General features: G+C 59.9%; 16 protein-coding genes and 2 riboswitches. Of the genes, 11 read left to right on the forward strand and 5 right to left on the reverse strand.

Annotated elements, in window-relative coordinates; genetic code table 11:
• The first annotated feature begins 133 nt into the window (after window positions 1–133).
• From LDN04_RS09720 to LDN04_RS09755, 8 genes are all read left to right on the forward strand, one after another.
• Window positions 134–1,237, forward strand: a complete 1,104-nt coding sequence (locus LDN04_RS09720; protein WP_223909412.1) for an SPFH domain-containing protein — start codon at window positions 134–136, stop codon at window positions 1,235–1,237.
• Between the two features lie 87 nt (window positions 1,238–1,324).
• Window positions 1,325–2,032 carry a zf-TFIIB domain-containing protein gene (locus LDN04_RS09725; RefSeq protein ID WP_223909413.1) on the forward strand — a complete coding sequence of 236 codons (708 nt, stop codon included), beginning with the start codon at window positions 1,325–1,327 and terminating at the stop codon, window positions 2,030–2,032.
• A gap of 42 nt (window positions 2,033–2,074) precedes the next feature.
• Complete coding sequence (locus LDN04_RS09730; protein WP_223909416.1) at window positions 2,075–3,457, forward strand: sigma-54 dependent transcriptional regulator; 1,383 nt, start codon at window positions 2,075–2,077, stop codon at window positions 3,455–3,457.
• A 444-nt stretch (window positions 3,458–3,901) separates the two neighbouring features.
• A complete protein-coding gene (locus LDN04_RS09735; protein WP_214175557.1) occupies window positions 3,902–4,093 on the forward strand; it encodes a hypothetical protein in 192 nt (63 codons plus the stop codon).
• Between the two features lie 115 nt (window positions 4,094–4,208).
• On the forward strand, window positions 4,209–4,460 hold the full coding sequence (locus tag LDN04_RS09740) for a hypothetical protein (RefSeq protein ID WP_214175556.1): 252 nt from the start codon (window positions 4,209–4,211) through the stop codon (window positions 4,458–4,460).
• Window positions 4,461–4,614: 154 nt separating this feature from the next.
• A complete protein-coding gene (locus LDN04_RS09745) occupies window positions 4,615–5,664 on the forward strand; it encodes a hypothetical protein (RefSeq protein WP_223909418.1) in 1,050 nt (349 codons plus the stop codon).
• Between the two features lie 172 nt (window positions 5,665–5,836).
• Complete coding sequence (locus LDN04_RS09750) at window positions 5,837–6,418, forward strand: TIGR00730 family Rossman fold protein (protein ID WP_223909421.1); 582 nt, start codon at window positions 5,837–5,839, stop codon at window positions 6,416–6,418.
• 158 nt (window positions 6,419–6,576) lie between these two features.
• Window positions 6,577–7,527, forward strand: a complete 951-nt coding sequence (locus tag LDN04_RS09755; RefSeq protein ID WP_223909424.1) for an aldo/keto reductase — start codon at window positions 6,577–6,579, stop codon at window positions 7,525–7,527.
• On the opposite strand, the gene LDN04_RS09760 is transcribed toward LDN04_RS09755, so the two are convergent.
• Window positions 7,508–8,158 (reverse strand): hypothetical protein, encoded by a 651-nt coding sequence (locus tag LDN04_RS09760; protein WP_223909427.1) that lies wholly within the window; start codon window positions 8,156–8,158, stop codon window positions 7,508–7,510. The genes LDN04_RS09755 and LDN04_RS09760 overlap by 20 nt on opposite strands.
• A gap of 300 nt (window positions 8,159–8,458) precedes the next feature.
• Between LDN04_RS09760 and LDN04_RS09765 the strand changes: the two genes are divergently transcribed.
• Both LDN04_RS09765 and LDN04_RS09770 read left to right on the forward strand, forming a co-directional pair.
• Entirely contained in the window at window positions 8,459–9,664 is a 1,206-nt protein-coding gene (locus LDN04_RS09765; protein ID WP_223909430.1) for a class I SAM-dependent rRNA methyltransferase, read from the forward strand.
• Between the two features lie 136 nt (window positions 9,665–9,800).
• Window positions 9,801–10,007: a SlyX family protein gene (locus LDN04_RS09770; protein WP_223909433.1), complete on the forward strand. Its 207-nt coding sequence runs from the start codon at window positions 9,801–9,803 to the stop codon at window positions 10,005–10,007.
• A 47-nt stretch (window positions 10,008–10,054) separates the two neighbouring features.
• Here the strand turns inward: LDN04_RS09770 and LDN04_RS09775 are convergent, their stop codons facing one another.
• Genes LDN04_RS09775 through LDN04_RS09785 form a run of 3 tightly spaced genes read right to left on the reverse strand, consistent with a single transcriptional unit; the run spans window position 10,055 to window position 12,494 of the window.
• Window positions 10,055–10,573: a DUF2721 domain-containing protein gene (locus tag LDN04_RS09775; protein WP_223909436.1), complete on the reverse strand. Its 519-nt coding sequence runs from the start codon at window positions 10,571–10,573 to the stop codon at window positions 10,055–10,057.
• A 17-nt stretch (window positions 10,574–10,590) separates the two neighbouring features.
• Entirely contained in the window at window positions 10,591–11,475 is an 885-nt protein-coding gene (locus LDN04_RS09780; protein WP_276572183.1) for a carbon-nitrogen hydrolase, read from the reverse strand.
• Window positions 11,472–12,494: an agmatine/peptidylarginine deiminase gene (locus tag LDN04_RS09785; RefSeq protein ID WP_223909438.1), complete on the reverse strand. Its 1,023-nt coding sequence runs from the start codon at window positions 12,492–12,494 to the stop codon at window positions 11,472–11,474. Before LDN04_RS09785 ends, LDN04_RS09780 begins: the two co-directional genes overlap by 4 nt.
• A gap of 325 nt (window positions 12,495–12,819) precedes the next feature.
• Here LDN04_RS09785 and nudC point away from each other — a divergent pair, with 325 nt between their 5' ends.
• Window positions 12,820–13,689, forward strand: a complete 870-nt coding sequence (nudC, locus tag LDN04_RS09790) for an NAD(+) diphosphatase (RefSeq protein WP_223909441.1) — start codon at window positions 12,820–12,822, stop codon at window positions 13,687–13,689.
• 77 nt (window positions 13,690–13,766) lie between these two features.
• On the opposite strand, the gene LDN04_RS09795 is transcribed toward nudC, so the two are convergent.
• Window positions 13,767–16,586 carry a hypothetical protein gene (locus tag LDN04_RS09795; RefSeq protein WP_223909444.1) on the reverse strand — a complete coding sequence of 940 codons (2,820 nt, stop codon included), beginning with the start codon at window positions 16,584–16,586 and terminating at the stop codon, window positions 13,767–13,769.
• 170 nt (window positions 16,587–16,756) lie between these two features.
• Window positions 16,757–16,833: riboswitch (cyclic di-GMP riboswitch) on the reverse strand.
• 144 nt (window positions 16,834–16,977) lie between these two features.
• Window positions 16,978–17,054: riboswitch (cyclic di-GMP riboswitch) on the reverse strand.
• Window positions 17,055–17,151 lie beyond the last annotated feature (97 nt).

Below are 17,151 nucleotides of genomic sequence, written 5' to 3' on the forward strand. Positions count from 1 at the left end.
CAGATATTCAATAAGGATAATGGATGCAAGCTAAATTGCAGATATGTAACTGCTCGGGATGAAAAGATGGATTTAGCGTGATAGTGGGAATTGCCAATTACTGAGGTCCAACAAATCGTGACAGGAGCAAGCCATGACCCTATGGGAAAAAGCCAAAGCGGAACTGATCGACATCATCGAATGGACCGACGATTCAAGCGACACCATGGTCTGGAGGTTCCCACGGTTCGAAAACGAGATCAAGCATGGCGCACAGCTGATCGTGCGGCAGTCACAGGCCGCCGTTTTCGTGAACCAGGGGGAAATTGCCGATGTGTTCCCACCGGGGCAGCACCAGCTGACGACCAAAAACCTCCCGATCCTCACTACCCTCATGGGGTGGCAGTACGGGTTTCAGAGCCCCTTCAAGGCCGAAGTCTACTTCGTCAACACCCGGAACTTCACGAATCTCAAGTGGGGGACGAGCAATCCCGTCATGCTGCGCGACCCGGAGTTCGGGCCGGTGCGGCTGCGATCGTTCGGGACCTATGTGGTACGGGTGAGCGACCCGGCGAAGTTCATCAGGGAGATCGTCGGCACGGGGGGGCATTTCACCCTCAATGACGTTGCCGATCAGCTAAGAAACCTGGTGGTCACCCGGTTCTCGGATATGCTCGGTGAGAGCAAAATCCCCCTGCTTGACCTGTCCGCCAGGTACGATGAGCTTTCCTCCTCCCTTACCCAAAAAATAGCCCCCGAGTTTCTTGAGTACGGCCTGGAAGTAACAAAACTACTGGTGGAGAACATATCCCTCCCCCGGGAGGTCGAAGAGGCGCTGGACAAAAAAAGCAGCATGGGGATTGTGGGGAATCTGGACAACTATGTGAAGTTCCAGAGTGCGAATGCCATGGAGGCGGCGGCGAAAAATCCGGGTGGCGATGCCTCGGCCGGGGTGGGGATGGGTATGGGGTTCGCCATGGCCAACCAGTTGGGAAAGGCACTGACCACCCCCCAGGAGGCATCGCAGGGAGTGCCGCAGCCGCCACCCCTCCCCCATTCAGAGACATATTACGTGGGGAAAAACGGTAAACAGGCCGGCCCCTTCGATAAAACGGCGATCCTCGGTTACATAACCAAGGGGGCCATAACGAAGGAGACCCTGATGTGGAAAGAGGGGATGGCGGAATGGCAAACGGCTGCGCAGTTCGGCGAGTTTGCATCGCTGTTCCGGACGACACCGCCACCGCTGCCGAAATGATTCAAACCCTGCTGCAGGGGCACCTCTTGCGGGTGCCTAGGGGGCGGACGCAAAGCCCGCCCCTACGATTATCACCCCGGAGGTACCGTGGCAAACTGCTCCAACTGTTCGGCACCCCTGCCGCCAAATTCGATCCGCTGCGATTATTGCGGAAGCCGGAATGACATCGACCTCAAAGGGATAAACTACTATACGACCCACGAGGTCGATTCCACCCGCGTATGTCCGCGGTGCGCCATCCCGCTGCAGACCATCGACCTGAAACTGGATGGCAGGTTTCTGATCGAACGGTGCGATGAGTGCCTGGGGCTTTTTTTCGATCCGGGGGAACTGGAAGCGCTCCTGGAGGCTACGGTTGCCAATGTGTTCGCCATTGACCGGAGCCGGCTGGACACCATCAACACCGCGCTGAGGCCCAATGACTACGGCGTTTCCTACGTCAAGTGCCCGGTCTGTGCCACTATCATGAACCGTATCAATTTCGGGACAAAGAGCGGCGTTATCGTCGATCGCTGCAAGGAGCACGGCGTCTGGCTCGACGGCGGCGAACTGCGGCATCTGTTCGAATGGATGAAGGCGGGGGGGAAACTGCTGGATCAGGAACGGCAGGAGCAGCGCAAAAAAAACGAGGCGGAGCAGGAACGGGAGCGGCGCGACAGGCTCGCCCAACCCATCCCCGGCGGGAATTATCAGGGTGACGATTCCTCTTTCGACGACTACGGAAGCGTCCTGAGGATGGGAGATCCCGATCTCTTCCACCTCATCAGGAAAGCGATCGATTTTTTCACCAGATAATTTTTACTTTTTTACCTTTTTACTTTTCACGAGGTTTACAACGTGCCCGACAAAAAACGCATCATGCTCATCGACAACGAAGAGGCCCTCTGCCGGATGATGGAGGCGGTGCTTCTGGACAACGGTTACGCGGTCAAGGCCTTCACCCGCTCCTTCGAAGCGGTGGAAGCGTTCAAGCCCGGCGACTGGGACCTGGTGGTGTCCGACATCAAGATGCCGGGGATGGACGGTCTGGAGGTGCTGCAGAAGTTGAAGCAGAAGGAGCCCGGCATTCCGGTCATCATGATAACCGCCTACGCCACGGTGGAGATGTCGATCCAGGCCCTCCGCCGGGGGGCGTACGACATGCTGACCAAGCCGTTCGAGCCGGAGGAGCTTCTCTACCGGATCAAGAACGCCCTCAAGCATACCCAGCTCCTGGAGGAGAACCGGGAACTGCGGGAGGAGCTGGTGGGGAAGTTCCGCTTCGACAACATCATCGGCGCGTCGGAGGGGCTCAAAGAGATTCTGACCAAGGTGGAAAAGATCGCCATCCGCGACACCTCCGTGCTCATCACCGGCGAATCGGGAACCGGCAAGGAACTGATCGCCCAGGCAATCCACTACAACTCGCTCCGGAAAGAGAAAAAGTTCATTGCCATCAACTGCGGGGCGCTCCCCGAATCGCTCCTGGAATCGGAGCTGTTCGGCTACAAGAAAGGGGCCTTTACCGGCGCCAAGGAGAATCGCCAGGGACTTCTGGAGGCGGCCGACGGCGGGACTCTCTTTCTCGATGAAGTGGGAAACCTCCCCATGAACGTGCAAAAGACCCTGCTCCGCTTTCTCCAGGAGCAGGAGTTCCACCGCCTCGGTGATACCACCCCTACGCGGGTGGACGTGCGTATCCTGTCCGCCACCAACTCGGAGCTGAAGAACGCGGTGAAAAGCGGCGCCTTCCGGGAGGACCTCTACTACCGGCTCAACGTGGTCAATATCCATCTCCCGCCGCTACGGGAGCGGCGGGCGGACATACCGCTCCTGGCGGCCCATTTCATAACTCTGCAGAACAAGAAGTTCGGTACCCAGGTCCGCGGCATCGCCCCGGACGCGCTGGAGGCGTTTATCCAGTTTGACTGGCCCGGTAACATCCGCCAGCTGAAAAACGTCGTCGAGGCATCCATGGCGCTGGAAAGCGGCGATTACCTCAGCCAGCCGATCATCGCCCAGTTCATCGACCTTCCCGTTACAGAGGACGTTGGCGAAACGGCCGGAGAAGAGGGAGACTACGTTCTCGCCCTGGCCAGATTCGAAACCGACTACCTGAAAGGGCTCCTGCGGAAGCATCAAGGGAATATCGAGGCGGCGGCCCGTGATGCAGGGACAAACATGGCAACTATCTACCGCAAGATAAAGAAATATACCATCCGGAAAGAGGACTACTCCTAGTTCTGCACCGGCAAAGGCGTCGTCTCTTCCTTTATTTGCACATCTGCAAATCATCGCCGTTCCCTTTGCAGTGCTGCAAATCCCACCCCGTCATGATGGTCGATATATCCTAACGGTTTGTAATTACTAACAAAACAAAGCCGATATCGGTTCCTGTCGTACTGTTGCGGTTTTCCACCGGCCGGAGGAGTGTGCCGATTTTGCATCCCTGCAAAAACGGTCGTGCTCTGTCCTGTTGTCGCTGCCATTCCGTGGGCCATGCAACATGCTTAAATCATTAGAGAATAAAATAAATTAGGGTGGTTTGTGAAACATTGGTATGCAGGTTGCTCTTACCAAGACAGTTACTCCTTCGTAAATGGGGGCAGCCGGAACCGTTGGGAGGCGGTTCCGGCCAAACCCGGCGAACTTTCAAACGGGCTGGACGACAGCCATGAGGTAGGTATGAAGGCAGCGATAGTGTGCCCCTTCTATGGCAAGAGCGATGATTACTGCGATGTTGGCTGTGGATACATATCACCTTACGATGTGAACATGATTATCAGGTACTGCAGTTGCCGCCACAAGGAATGCCTCAAATACCAGGAACTGGCCGACCGGTTCCCCTCCGAGGCTTTGGATCTGATCAAGTGTTAACAGGGAGGCTTTATGCTGTACAACATTACTCTGCATCTTAACGTGGTCCTCGTGACGTTCGCCTTGACGGCAGCAACGGCTTTCGTACTTATTTCCATCGCAAAGGAGAAGAGAGATGAGCGAAAAAGAGCTTGAACTGCTTGAACGGATAGAGGAGCTGGAACGGCACACTTGGCGTAACAGTGCCATCCTGCGTGCCGTGGCGATGGTGGCATTCACCGCAATGATCGGCATCATCGTGGCTTCCGGCGTGGTCGGCGGCGGGCGTGGCAGTCACTGGTCGGGCCCGGCCTGGAACACCATGTGGCTCTACGGCCTGTTTGCGGCGAATGCGGTGTCTATGTTCTGGACCACCCACAAGAACTAAACGGTAACGCCGCTTTTCCGCTCTGGCGGCGTTACCCTTCGGAATCCCTTGTGCGGCGTACTTCCAGTACGCCTCCGCACGATTTCTTGGGTGCCTTGCCAGAACGAAAAATCGACGTTCCTGCTGATGTCAGACAATAACGGAGGATACTCCTATGCCAATGAAAATTTCCAACGCGATCCTGTTGCTTGTGGTGGTTACGCTCTGTGCCACCTTCTCCATGCGGATATTCCAGGGGTTGGACGAGATGATGGGGGACCAGTACTGGGTTGTTGACACCACCCAGGGGGATCACGGCTGGTACGCCATGGGGATCCTTCCCCACGTCAAGAAGATGCCCAAGGATGTGGTCAAGGCTGCCAATTTGGACCCGGCCAGCAAGGAGAAATACGTTATCTATTCCCAGGCGGGTGATTTTGCCGGCGACTCCGTGTACGGCATCTGCTTCGGCATTCCGCTCATCATGTATCTGATCTGGTTCGCCTTTATTCTTGGCTTCCCTGACCGGGTCGATCCCTATCTGCTCCCCCGGCGCATCTTCACCATAGCGGTCATCATGACCTGCTCCATCATCGTCAACCTCTTTCTAATGCGGATTGCCGCCGACTTCGCCCGCGACCCGATGGCCCGCATCGCCAACGTGGCCGGCAATCATGCCTCGCTCCTCTTCCACAATGCCGGCATCTGGTTCGCTATCCTCTTCTCCGCCCTTGGGACCCATTCCCACTCGGCACAGGAGAGCGCTGCACCCGACAGCCGCAAATGGCAGACCCAGGCCAACGAAAAGTTTTCCTGGATGTTCACCCTGCTGGGTGCCGTGACCGTTCTCGAACTGGTGCTCGTGAAGAGCAAGCTGGCCCTTCCCGACGCCGCCGTCGATTACTCGGTCTGGATCATCTGGGTCGTCATCTTCATGCGGATGTTCGGTTTCTCCCCCAAATACTGGGTGAAGCGGGGGCGCGGCATTGCCATCATGGTGGTCGGCACCCTTCTCACGTTGCCAATATTCTATCTCCTGGAGCGTGCCACCGGCACCCTCGGTGCGGGATTTGCCTCCCCGATCCTGGCCAAGGCTCTTGGGCCCGAGAATCAGAATATCGGCCTGTCGCTCATGGTCTCCATCTACCTGGTCTTCTGGATGGAATTTGCCGCGGCGATACGGATGAACGGTCCCACCAAAGCCTCGGCGATCGAGAAGCACTAAGCAGTAGCAGGCAACCGAACGGACGGCACAGAGGCCGTCGGAAAGGGACCGGAAACGGTCCCTTTTTTTATGCCGGTCATGTAGCCTATGCGGTGCATCCTTGATTTTCACCCCGTCATACCCTAGACTGGATAGTGACGGATAGACCCTATTCCATGGCGGGAGAGGCCTTATGCGAAGAATCTGTGTGTTTTGCGGCTCCAGTCGGGGAGCCTCCCCCGAGTATGCCCGTGCGGCGCGGGAAATGGGGTGCCTCCTGGTTGCCATGGGTTTGGGACTGGTCTACGGCGGAGCAAGCGGCGGATTGATGGGAGTCGTTGCGGACGCTGTTCTTGGGGAAGGAGGGGAGGTCCACGGCGTATTGCCGAGGGTGCTGGAGACCAAGGAGACCCCCCATCCGGGTTTGACTACCCTTCACCGCGTTGGTTCCATGCACGAGCGCAAGGCGCTCATGGCCGATCTGTCCGACGGATTCATTGCCCTTCCCGGCGGGCTCGGCACCCTTGAGGAGTTCTTCGAGGTCCTTACCTGGGCGCAGCTCGGCATGCATGCCAAGCCGTGCGGACTGCTCAATGTTGGCGGCTATTATGACCGGCTCGTGGCGTTTCTCGACCATGCCCATGCGGAGCAGTTTGTCAGGGAGCGTCACCGTGCTGGCTTGCTTGTGGCGGCAACCCCGTCAGAACTGCTGGCCAAGTTCGCCGGATTCGCCGCACCGGAGGTGGAAAAGGTGCTGGATGTCAGGAGTATCTGAGTTGTTATACCAATTTCAGATCAAGGATGAAATCAAGGCGGCGAGGATTGAGGCGACGCAGGCGTACAGACAGTACGTTGAGGAGCCGAAGACGAGCCAACGCAGATAGCGCCTTGATGTGGAATTGGTATTATTCGCGAACGGACAAGGAGATGTAAATGGATAAGGTAGCACTTGGCTCAACCGGACTAACAATCAACCCGCTGGTCTACGGTACCCTCCCCCTCGGCCCGCTGCAGGCCGGTCTTAGCCCTGAAGAGGGGGGACTCCTGATTCGCCACGCCCTTGAGCGGGGGGTGACCATGATCGACACGGCCGAGCTGTACGAGACCTACTCCCACGTACGTGCCGGGCTGGAAGGGTTCCGGGGGGACGTCGTCGTGGTCACCAAAACCCACGCGGCCGATGCCCCGACCGCCCGTGCCCATGTGGAGCGGGCTCTCCGGGAATTGGGGCGTGAGCGGCTCGATATCGTCCACCTTCACGGGGCAAGGATTGCGGATCCTTTCACGGAACGGGCCGATGTCCTGGCGGAACTTCTGCGCATGAAGGGAGAAGGGAAGATCGGCCATGTCGGCATCTCCTCCCACTACATTGCGGCCTTCCGTAAAGCGGTGGCTCATCCGGAGATCGAGGTGGTCCACCCTCTCATCAATCGTACGGGAATGGGTATCCTCGACGGCAGTGCGGCGGAAATGGGGGCGGCCATCTCGGCGTGTGCAGGGGCCGGCAAGGGTGTCTATGCAATGAAGGCCCTGGCGGGGGGGAACCTGATCAGCGAGGCGCGCGACAGCATCCGTTACGTGCTGGGGCTGGAAGGGATTCACGGGGTGGCGATCGGCATGCTCTCCACTGCGGAGATCGATGCCAACCTGGAGCTGTTCCGGGACGGTACGGCCGACGAGGCGGTCTGGCAGAAGCTGGAAAGTCGACGGCGCAGGCTGCGGATCATGGAGAAGTTCTGCAAAGGGTGCGGGTTCTGCGTCGAAGCCTGTGCCAGCAACGCCCTCAGCGTGGTGGACGGGGTTGCCAGGGTTGACGAGGAAGCCTGCATCCTCTGTGGTTACTGCGGGGCTGCCTGTCCGGAGTTCATGATTCGGGTGGTGTGACGACCTTTTCCAGTTCCCCTTCCAGGTAACCGATGAGTCCCGCGAGCTGCTCCCCGTACCCTCCCGGCAGGTTGGCTACCCCGCGCAACGACGTATCGAGGCGGTGGGCGGCCGCCAGGCTTGCCTTGAGCGGTGTTGCCGGGTCCACCGGGACTCCCGTCCGGCCGGTCGTCACCTCCTTGAAGCGTTTCAGTACGGTCGGGTGGCTTCGTTCCTCTTCCACCGCGCTTTTCCGCAACGTGGCGTATTCCTCGTCGGAAAATCCCTTTTCCTCGCGTGCCTGACGCAGGAGATCGACGGTCCGGAAATCGGGGAGCGGGCGTGGTTCATCCCGGCGGGCCAAGAGTGCCGGCTCATGCCGTTCCATGAAACGGTAGGCCAGGGTCAGCTTCTCTGCGGTCTGTTTTCTGATCCGGATTTCCTGTACGCAGTACTCCTCGAAGCTCTGGTAGCCCCATTCCCGGTACATGGTGCTGCCGCTCACCCTGAGCAGCTTGTCCCCCAGTTCCACCCACGAGGACTTGAACCGCTTTGCCGTGTCGAGGACCTGATAGCGTTCCGACGCCGGATCAAGTTCTTCCATGATTTTTTCGATATGGCGCTCGCCGCTGGAATGGGGGGTCGTCTCCATGAAGTGTGCTCCTGTCCGTGTGGTTAATGTGCTACGGTTTAATAGCATGTTTCCGTCAGGATGGGAACGTCTGTCCTGTGTTTTTACCTTGGAGCCGGGAGCCTGTTGGGGTAGAATCGTGCGCGTCAGGCAGGTGCAACTGTCCTGCGTTCGCTCCGGGAGCGCCTTCGGTGTTCAAGCTGTTGTTCAATTCAAACCCTGCTGTAGGGGCACCCCTAGCGGTGCCCGAGTGGGCGGACGCAAGGCCCGCCCCTACGATGAGAATATTTCCCCCCTCGTATTATAGGTGCGGAGGACTTCATGACAGAACGGATACGGTGCACCGTCGGACCGGAATCGGTGCGGATGCTGGAATTGGGGCATCCGTGGCTCATTGCCGATGTCTGGACGAAAAAGTGGCCGAAGGGGCGGGCCGGTGCCCTGGTGGAATTGGTGGATGACAGGGGACGCCTGCTGGCCACGGCTCTCCTCGACCCCGGCGAGCGGGTGGTTGCCCGGGTGCTTGAGTTCGGCACCATGGAGCTGGACCGGGGGTGGCTGAACCGGCGTCTCGAGCAGGCACTGCGACTGCGTCGGGACCATTTGGAGCTGACCGGTACCACCGCATACCGGCTGGTCAACGGTGAGGGTGACGGGCTTCCCGGCCTGACGGTGGACCGCTATGGTGATTACCTGATGGTACAGCTCTACGGCGAAGGGTGGCGTCCCCATCTGCCGTTGATCGTACAGTGCCTCCAGCAGCAGCTCTCCCCCGTCGGTATCTATGAAAAGACCCGACCCCGGAATACCCGGGAACTGGAGGCACAGAGTGATTCCAAGGATTACGGTCGTCTTCTCGCCGGTCATCTGGCTCCTCCTCGCCTTGCGGTGCAGGAGAACGGTCTCACCTTCCTGGTGAGTCTGGAGCAGGGGCTGAATACCGGCCTGTTCCTCGATCAGCGCGAGAACCGGCGCGATCTGATGCACCGGGCCACGGGGAAGCGGGTGCTCAACCTGTTCGCCTATACCGCCGCCTTTTCCGTGGCGGCGGCCGCCGCCGGAGCGACGCTGGTGACGAGCGTGGACGCCTCTCCCGGCTATACGGCGTGGGGGAGGGAGAATTTCGGCGCCAACCGCCTCAATCCGAAACGGCACGAGTTCATCGTCGGCGACTGTTTTCGGGTGCTCGAAGAGCTTGCCGCGGCGGGGAAAACCTTCGACATCATCCTGATGGATCCTCCCTCCTTTTCCACCACCGCCAAGAGCCGCTTCACCACCCGGGGGGGGACATCGGACCTGGTGGCCGCCGCCCTGCCGCTCCTGACAGTGGGGGGGCTTCTCATCACCTCCTCCAACCACCAGAAGGTGGAGGTCTCCGACTACCTCAAGGAGCTGCGGCGCGGCGCTCTCAAGGGAGGAGCTGAGTTACGGGTCATCGCCTGTGTCGGCCAGCCGGGTGATTTCCCCTACCCGGTGACATTTCCCGAGGGGCGCTATCTCAAGTACATTATCAGTGTGAAGGGGTGATACCGAGTCGCAATCAAACGATTACGTTGTTGGCTTCGTCAGGGACTCCTCAACGTACTTTCATGTGCGCCTACGTCGTCCCTTCCTCGCCGCCTAGTACTCATTTTGATTGCAACTCGTTATAAAGGAGGGCGGGATGACGGAACAGAGGATCACCGATCTGGAAATCCACCTGATGCACCAGGAGGATACCATCCAGCAGCTGAACGAGGTGGTTTACCAGCAGCAACAGCAGTTGGACCGGCTGTCGGCGGAAGTTGAGTTGCTCAAACAACAGCTCCAGTGCATGGCACCGTCCACCGTGCGGGAGCCGGCTGACGAGGAACCGCCGCCACATTATTGATAGGCGGCAATAGGCTGGGAGGACTGGTTTTCCCCCACGCCCCTTGCCTATTGCCTTTTTTGGTTGTGCTGATCCTGCAGGAACTGGATGAAGTCCAGGTGTCGGCTGACGAACCTCAGGTTGAAGCGGCTTTCGTAGAGCAGGATGGCGCTTGCGATGAAGAGGAAAACGCCGCCCATGAGGGCAATGGCCGTGGGAATCCAGGCGGTGTCGGCTGTGCCGTACGCCACGTTAAAGGCGATGGCGAGGCTTGCCGCCACGAAGAGGGCGGTGGCGGTATAGAGGGCAGCCATTGCCTTCTGGATGAGGCCGGCGCGGACCCGCTGAAGTTGGAACTGGTCGTGCAGAAAGGCGATTCGCTCCTCAGGGAAAGAGGTCTGATTGGCCAGCACACCCTCCAGTTCACCCTTCAATGCGTTGACCCGGTCGAATATCCTCCCCAGTCGGGCCGACGTGGAAAAGATCAGGCTGCCGCAGGCGGATATGAGCACCGCCGGGGTGATCATGGAGGAGAGAATGCGGGTGCTGGTGAGAGCGTCCAGCAGTTCTTTTTCGTGGATGGGCATGTTTTGACCTCTCGACCTTAATCCCGATAACGCTTCAGCAAATCTCCGTAGGCATCGATGCGGCGATCGCGCAGGAACGGCCAGATACGGCGCACCGACTCGCTCCGCCCCCTGTCGATCTCAACCACCAGCAACTCCTCCCGGTCGTTTGCCGCCTGGGCCAGGAATTCCCCCTGGCATCCCGCCACGAAACTGCTCCCCCAGAAGGTGATACCGTGACTTGCCCCAGCCGGGTCCGGTTCGAAGCCGACCCGGTTGACGCTCACCACCGGAACGCCGTTGGCCACGGCATGGGCACGCTGGATGGTGATCCACGCCTCCTTCTGGCGGATCTTCTCCTCGTCCGGATCGGTGGGGTCCCAGCCGATGGCGGTGGGGTAGATGAGGAGCTCCGCACCGGCCATCGCCATGAGCCGTGCCCCCTCCGGGTACCACTGGTCCCAGCAGACCAGCACGCCGAGCCGGCCGACGGAGGTGTCGATGGGGGTGAATCCTCGGTCGCCGGGGGTGAAGTAGAACTTTTCGTAGAATCCCGGGTCGTCCGGGATGTGCATCTTGCGGTAGGTGCCGGCGATGGTACCATCCTTCTCGAAGACCACGGCGGTGTTGTGATAGAGTCCCGGTGCGCGCCGCTCGAAGAGGGAGGAGACGAGGACCACCCCGAATTCCTTCGCCACGTCGCCCAGGTTGTCGCTGGTAGGTCCGGGTATCGGTTCCGCCATGTCGAAACGGTCGGTATCCTCGGTCTGGCAGAAGTAGACGCCGGCGTGGAGTTCCTGGAGCACCACCAGTTTGGCGCCGAGGGCGCTTGCCTGGCGGATGCTCTCGATGCTCTTGGCCAGGTTGAGATCCTTGTCCTCGCCGCAGCTCTGCTGGACAAGGGCGACAGTCAGGTTATTCACGAGAGTACTCCTTTGGGCAGTTGCATGGTGACGCAGTGCAGTGAGCCGTGCTGCAGGATGAGGGGCGAGCAGTCGATGCCGATGACCTCCCGGTCGGGGAATGCTGACCGGATTACGGCGAGTGCCGCCCCGTCATTCTTGTCCCCATACGTCGGAACGAGCAGAGCCCGGTTGATGATGAGGAAGTTGGCGTAGGTTGCGGGGAGCCGCTGTCCGTCATCGTCGAAGCGCGCTTCCGGCCAGGGGAGGGGAAGGAGCCGATAGGGGTGTCCATCCCTGGTGCGGAAGGCCGCAAGTTCGTCGGCCATGGCGCTGAGCGCTCCGTAGTGTTCGTCGGCCGGATCGTCGCACGCCTGGTAGACGATAGTATCGTCCGGGCAGAGCCGTGCCAGGGTATCCACGTGGGAGTCGGTGTCGTCCCCGGCGAGATAGCCGTTCTCCAGCCAGAGGACCCTGCCGGTCCCCAGTTTCCGTGCCAGCTCCGCCTCTATCTCCAACCGGGAAAGATGGGGATTGCGGTTGGGGGAGAGGAGGCACTCGGCCGTGGTCAGAATGGTGCCGCTGCCGTCGCTCTCCAGGCTTCCCCCTTCCATGATCAGCCCGACTATCTGCCGCTCTGCCCGGAATGCCCCCAGCTGACAGAGTCGGCCGGTGATCAGGTTGTCCAGGTCGGCGGGGAATTTAAGCCCCCAGCCGTTGAAACCGAAGTCGAGGAGGAGCGGCTGCCCGTTCTCCGTCACCGTCACGGGGCCGAAATCCCGCGCCCAGGTGTCGTTACTCTCTACGGGGAAAAGCCGGACGTTGGCCATCTCCGCACCCGCATCGGCCAACCGTCGTTCAACCTCCAGCTCGTCGGGGACCACAAGGATCACCCTCTCGAAGCGGCTGATCGACCGGACGATCTCCGTGAACACCGGCTCCACCAGGTCCAGGTGGAGTCGCCAGTCGGTGGATTCGTGGGGCCATGCGAGCAGCACCCCGTCCTGCTCTTCCCATTCGGCGGGAAAACGTCTCGTCATGCGCGTTCCTCGTTTTAGTTCATAAACAAAGATGACTCCAGAAATACGCTCTTCTCACCTCTACCACACCCCCGTACCATATCATCGCCGCCGCGGGAATTCAAGGGCAAGCGGGAGCAAAAAGGGTTGCGTCCAGTTACCAATCCGGTATGCTATCACAGAAATTCTGACCCGTGAGTAATGGCCCCCGTTACGCTCAGAGCCCCCTCGTTCCGCCGCTGTACGGCTTAGGTTCATTTCGCCTGCCTCGGCTGGCACTCGGGTACATTCGCGTCACGGGACACCCCTTACTCACTGATTTGTGAAATGTTGACAGGAGGCAGGTATGCGGTATCCGGAGGCGGTCAATCTCCCTTTCAACGGTGCCATCATCCGGGAAGGGTTTCGGTCGCTCAGACCCGGCGAAGCGGTGCCGGACGGTAAGTCCCTCTGGGTCATGGTGCGGGGGAACTATCTGGTGTTGGTCGAGGAAAAAGGTGAATTGCAGTTCCTCGAGGGGGGACGGCCCGAATGGCTCGGGGAAGGGGTGGACGGGATCTGCTTCGGTACCTGGTACGGCGCGCCGCTCCGTGCTGTGCTGCTGTCGCGCAAGGTGGAAATTCCGGCCGGCATGGTGGCCGAACCGTTCAACGCCATGGAGGAGCGGCTCGACGAACGGCTGTTGACCCTGGGAGGACTGGCCCACCAGGTCCTCTCCTGGGACCGGCACAGTGCCCTCTGCTCCCGCTGTGGCGGCTCGCTGGAGAGGATTCCTCTCAGCTGGGGGAAGCGCTGCACCGGCTGCGGACACGAGCATTTCCCCCACATCCACCCCTGCATTATCGTGCTGGTGCGTAAAAACGGCGAGTTTCTGCTGGGGAGAAAGAGTGCGTGGCCGGCGGGGCGCTACAGCCTAGTGGCCGGTTTTCTCGATTTCGGCGAATCGCTGGAGGAGTGTGTTCATCGGGAGGTGCTTGAGGAGACCGGCATCCTGATTCGCAACCTGCGGTATGTCGGGAGCCAGAACTGGCCGTTCCCGAGCCAGCTCATGGCCGGCTTCGTGGCGGATTATGCCGGTGGGGAGATCGTGGTGGACCGGGAGGAGCTGGAGGATGCCCGCTGGTTCTGCCGGGAGACCATGCCGGCGTCGTTGCCGGGGAGGAGGAGCATAGCGCGCTGGATCATCGATACCTATGCGTTGGAAAGTGTTTCCTGACCCGGTCCCTTGCGTTGCCACAAATGAAAAAGCCACCCGTTGCCGGGTGGCTTTTTCGTCTTTTAATCTAGTGCAACTTAATCGTCATTGCGGTTATAGCCAGGACGGTAGATCACGTTACGAACGACCGTGCTGGTGTTGCCCGCGGCATCCACGGCGGTCACGGTGATGGCATACAGCTTGGGAGTGGTGAAGGTGAGCCGCTGAGTGAATGCGCCATCGTCGATCGCGGGGGTGTAGGTCTTGCCGTTCATGGTAATCGTGACGGTTACGTGCTCGCTGTCGACAACCTTACCCTTGAGGACCAGGTACGGGTACTTGGTGGTGATGTCCTGAATGGGGTAGGTGACCGCAAGCGAGAGGTTGCTATTGGTGGCGGCGGTGTAGGTTACCGTCCGCTTTACGGTGGTGGTGTTGCCGGCCAGGTCGGTGGCGTTGATGGTAATGGTGTTGACGCCTGCCACCAGGTAGACGGTGGTGCTGTAGGTAGTGCCGGATACGGAGGCGGATTGCAGTGGGCCGCCGTTGACGCTGACACTGACCGTTGAGGTTTCGTTGATGGTGCCGTTCAAGGTAATGAACGACTGGCTGGTCGTGCTGTTGTCGGCCGGCGCGGAGACAGTCAGGACCGGTGCGGCCGGGTCAAAGGTTATGGTACGGGTATCGGTCTTCTGGGTGCCGGCATTGTCGGTGGCGATGACCGTAACGGTGTTGGCTCCGACCTGGAGGGTAAGGGCGTAGCTGAAGGAGCCATCGGCATTGACGGTGACAGGCTGGCCGTTGACGGTGACAGACTTGATGCCGGCTGTATCAACTGCGCTGCCGCTGATGTTCAGGGTGCCGTTGTTGGTGTACATACCGTTGGCCAGGGCTGACACGGTCAGGTTGAGAGTCGCCTGGGTGATCGTGATGGTTACCGTGGCGCTCTTGGCTGCGGAGACATTACCCGCGGCGTCCTTAGCCCAGGCGTAGAAAGTGTTGCTGCCGGCAACGGCGGTGACGCTGGCCGGTGCGGTGGTGCTCCAGCCGGTGGCGGATGCTGCCGGAGCGGTGGAGCTCGTGGTGATCAGGTAACCGGTGACCCCAACGTTGTCGGTGGCGGTAAAGGAGCTGACCGGCACGGTGAGGCTGGTGGAAGTGGCCGGCAGGGTGAAGGCGCTCACCACGGGAGCGGTGGTGTCAGCCGCCGGGGGTAGTGTTACGCTTACACTGGCGCTTTTGGCGAGGGATACGTTACCTGCCGCATCCTTGGCCCAGGCGTAGAAGGTGTTGCTGCCGGCAACGGCGGTGACGCTGGCCGGTGCGGTGGCAGTCCAGCCGATGACAGATGCTGCCGGAGCGGTGGAGCTCGTGGTGATCAGGTAGCCGGTGACCCCAACGTTGTCAGTGGCGGTAAAGGAGCTGACCGGCACGGTGAGGCTAGTGGAAGTGGCCGGCAGGGTGAAGGCGCTCACGACTGGAGCAGTGGTGTCGGGGAGGGTGACGGTCACGCTGGCGCTTTTGGCGAGGGATACGTTACCCGCTGCATCCTTGGCCCAGGCGTAGAAGGTGTTGCTGCCGGCAACGGCGGTGACGCTGGCCGGGGCGGTGGCAGTCCAGCCTGCGGTGGAAGCTGCCGGGGCGGTGGAGCTCGTGGTGATCAGGTAGCCGGTAACCCCAACGTTGTCAGTGGCGGTAAGGGAGCTGACCGGCACGGTGAGGCTGGTGGCGGTGGCCGGCAGGGTGAAGGCACTCACCACGGGAGCGGTGGTGTCGGGGAGGGTGACGGTCACGCTGGCGCTCTTGGCGAGGGATACGTTACCTGCCGCATCCTTGGCCCAGGCGTAGAAGGTGTTGCTGCCGGTAACGGCGGTGACGCTTGTCGGTGCTGTGGCGGTCCAGCCGGTGGCGGAAGCAGCCGGGACGGTGGAGCTCGTGGTGATCAGGTAGCCAGTAACCCCAACGTTGTCGGTAGCGGTAAAGGAGCTGACCGGCACGGTGAGGCTGGTGGCAGTGGCCGGCAGGGTAAAGGCGCTCACGACGGGAGCGGTGGTGTCGGGGAGGGTGACGGTCACGCTGGCGCTCTTGGCGAGGGATACGTTACCTGCCGCATCCTTGGCCCAGGCGTAGAAGGTGTTGCTGCCGGCAACGGCAGTGACACTGGCCGGTGCGGTGGCAGTCCAGCCGGTGGCGGAAGCAGCCGGGGCGGTGGAGCTCGTGGTGATCAGGTAACCGGTTACGGCTACGTTGTCGGTAGCGGTAAGGGAGCTGACCGGCACGGTGAGGCTGGTGGCGGTGGCCGGCAGGGTGAAGGTGCCGACGACCGGAGCGGTGGTGTCAGCTGCGGCGACAACGGTGAAGGAATTGGTGCTCACGACTTCATAGCCGTGCTCAGGGTTGTTCGGGTCTGGAGTCCAACCGGTGCCGAATGTGGCCCCTGACGCATCATACTGGTTGCCATACCACCCTACTTTCCAGGTGTAGGTGCCCGGCGTGGTCGGCGCCTTCGCGGTCAACGTCACGGGATAGGTCGCATCCCAGCCCATGTCACTTGCGTTGCCGGTAGGCCTTGCCAGCACTACCATGTTCTGGTCGTAGAGAATTGCCCCAATCCATCCGGTGCGATAGCCGCCGGTGATGGTCACCGTCACGGTCGCGCCGGGTGCATAGGAAGTCGCGTTGGTGACGCCCTTCACGTTGATGTCGTTTTTCGTGCTCGTTGAATGGGTACCGTGGGCATGGCAGCCATTGCAGGTGGCGACTGCCGGGGCTGTATGGCAGCCGGAGCAGCCCATGCTGGTGAAGTATGATGATTGCGCCACTGCCTCCGTCTCTTTAAGCTGAGAAACTACCAGAGCAGATGCTCCCAGCGCCACTGCAAACAAGAAGTGCCCTGACGCTTTCCTGACATTCTTCATGATTACTCCTTTTGTTGTTTGTTCGGAACAATACGTTCCCTCGTGCGGCTGCTCTTCATCGGTGAGCGGAAGTGATGAACTCTTCCTTTCCTTCACGTTTCCTCCATGTGCTTGGGGTTAGGCCCGGAGATTCTGCATACAAAAAAACCGGGGCCGATATCGTGTGATATTTCGGCAACCCGGCTGTCTCTTTGAGACCCTGTAGGCTTTCCGCCCCATCCTCACGGATGGTTTAGTATTATCGTGTACCACCTGCTGAATCATGCCGAGTATGCAACGACTGCAAGTCGGCAGGATACTTACGCCTTTTTCAGGCGCGTGCTACATGTTTTTCCAAAACGCTCCTTTTGATAGCGGACACAAAAAAGCCGGGTCCGAATCTCGCGCGATTTTCGGTAACCCGGCTGTCTCTTTGAGACCCTGTAGGCTTTCCGCCCCACCCTCGCGGATGGTTTAGTATTATCGTGTATCACAACTGTTATTGTGTTGTTATTGATGTGTGGTTACTTTATGCCTTAATCTGGTAGACAAAGTCAAAAAAAATCTTTCTAATTTTAATCGAAGG

Origin of the sequence: Geobacter sp. AOG1 (assembly GCF_019972315.1) — a bacterium.
Lineage (GTDB): Bacteria > Desulfobacterota > Desulfuromonadia > Geobacterales > Geobacteraceae > Geomobilimonas.

Coding starts and splice junctions, on each gene's coding strand:
- LDN04_RS09720 (WP_223909412.1), top strand. CDS start 134: ATGACCCTATGGGAAAAAGCCAAAGCGGAACTGATCGACATCATCGAA.
- LDN04_RS09735 (WP_214175557.1), top strand. CDS start 3,902: ATGAAGGCAGCGATAGTGTGCCCCTTCTATGGCAAGAGCGATGATTAC.
- LDN04_RS09740 (WP_214175556.1), top strand. CDS start 4,209: ATGAGCGAAAAAGAGCTTGAACTGCTTGAACGGATAGAGGAGCTGGAA.
- LDN04_RS09745 (WP_223909418.1), top strand. CDS start 4,615: ATGCCAATGAAAATTTCCAACGCGATCCTGTTGCTTGTGGTGGTTACG.
- LDN04_RS09750 (WP_223909421.1), top strand. CDS start 5,837: ATGCGAAGAATCTGTGTGTTTTGCGGCTCCAGTCGGGGAGCCTCCCCC.
- LDN04_RS09755 (WP_223909424.1), top strand. CDS start 6,577: ATGGATAAGGTAGCACTTGGCTCAACCGGACTAACAATCAACCCGCTG.
- LDN04_RS09760 (WP_223909427.1), bottom strand. CDS start 8,158: ATGGAGACGACCCCCCATTCCAGCGGCGAGCGCCATATCGAAAAAATC.
- LDN04_RS09765 (WP_223909430.1), top strand. CDS start 8,459: ATGACAGAACGGATACGGTGCACCGTCGGACCGGAATCGGTGCGGATG.
- LDN04_RS09770 (WP_223909433.1), top strand. CDS start 9,801: ATGACGGAACAGAGGATCACCGATCTGGAAATCCACCTGATGCACCAG.
- LDN04_RS09775 (WP_223909436.1), bottom strand. CDS start 10,573: ATGCCCATCCACGAAAAAGAACTGCTGGACGCTCTCACCAGCACCCGC.
- LDN04_RS09785 (WP_223909438.1), bottom strand. CDS start 12,494: ATGACGAGACGTTTTCCCGCCGAATGGGAAGAGCAGGACGGGGTGCTG.
- nudC (WP_223909441.1), top strand. CDS start 12,820: ATGCGGTATCCGGAGGCGGTCAATCTCCCTTTCAACGGTGCCATCATC.
- LDN04_RS09795 (WP_223909444.1), bottom strand. CDS start 16,586: ATGAAGAATGTCAGGAAAGCGTCAGGGCACTTCTTGTTTGCAGTGGCG.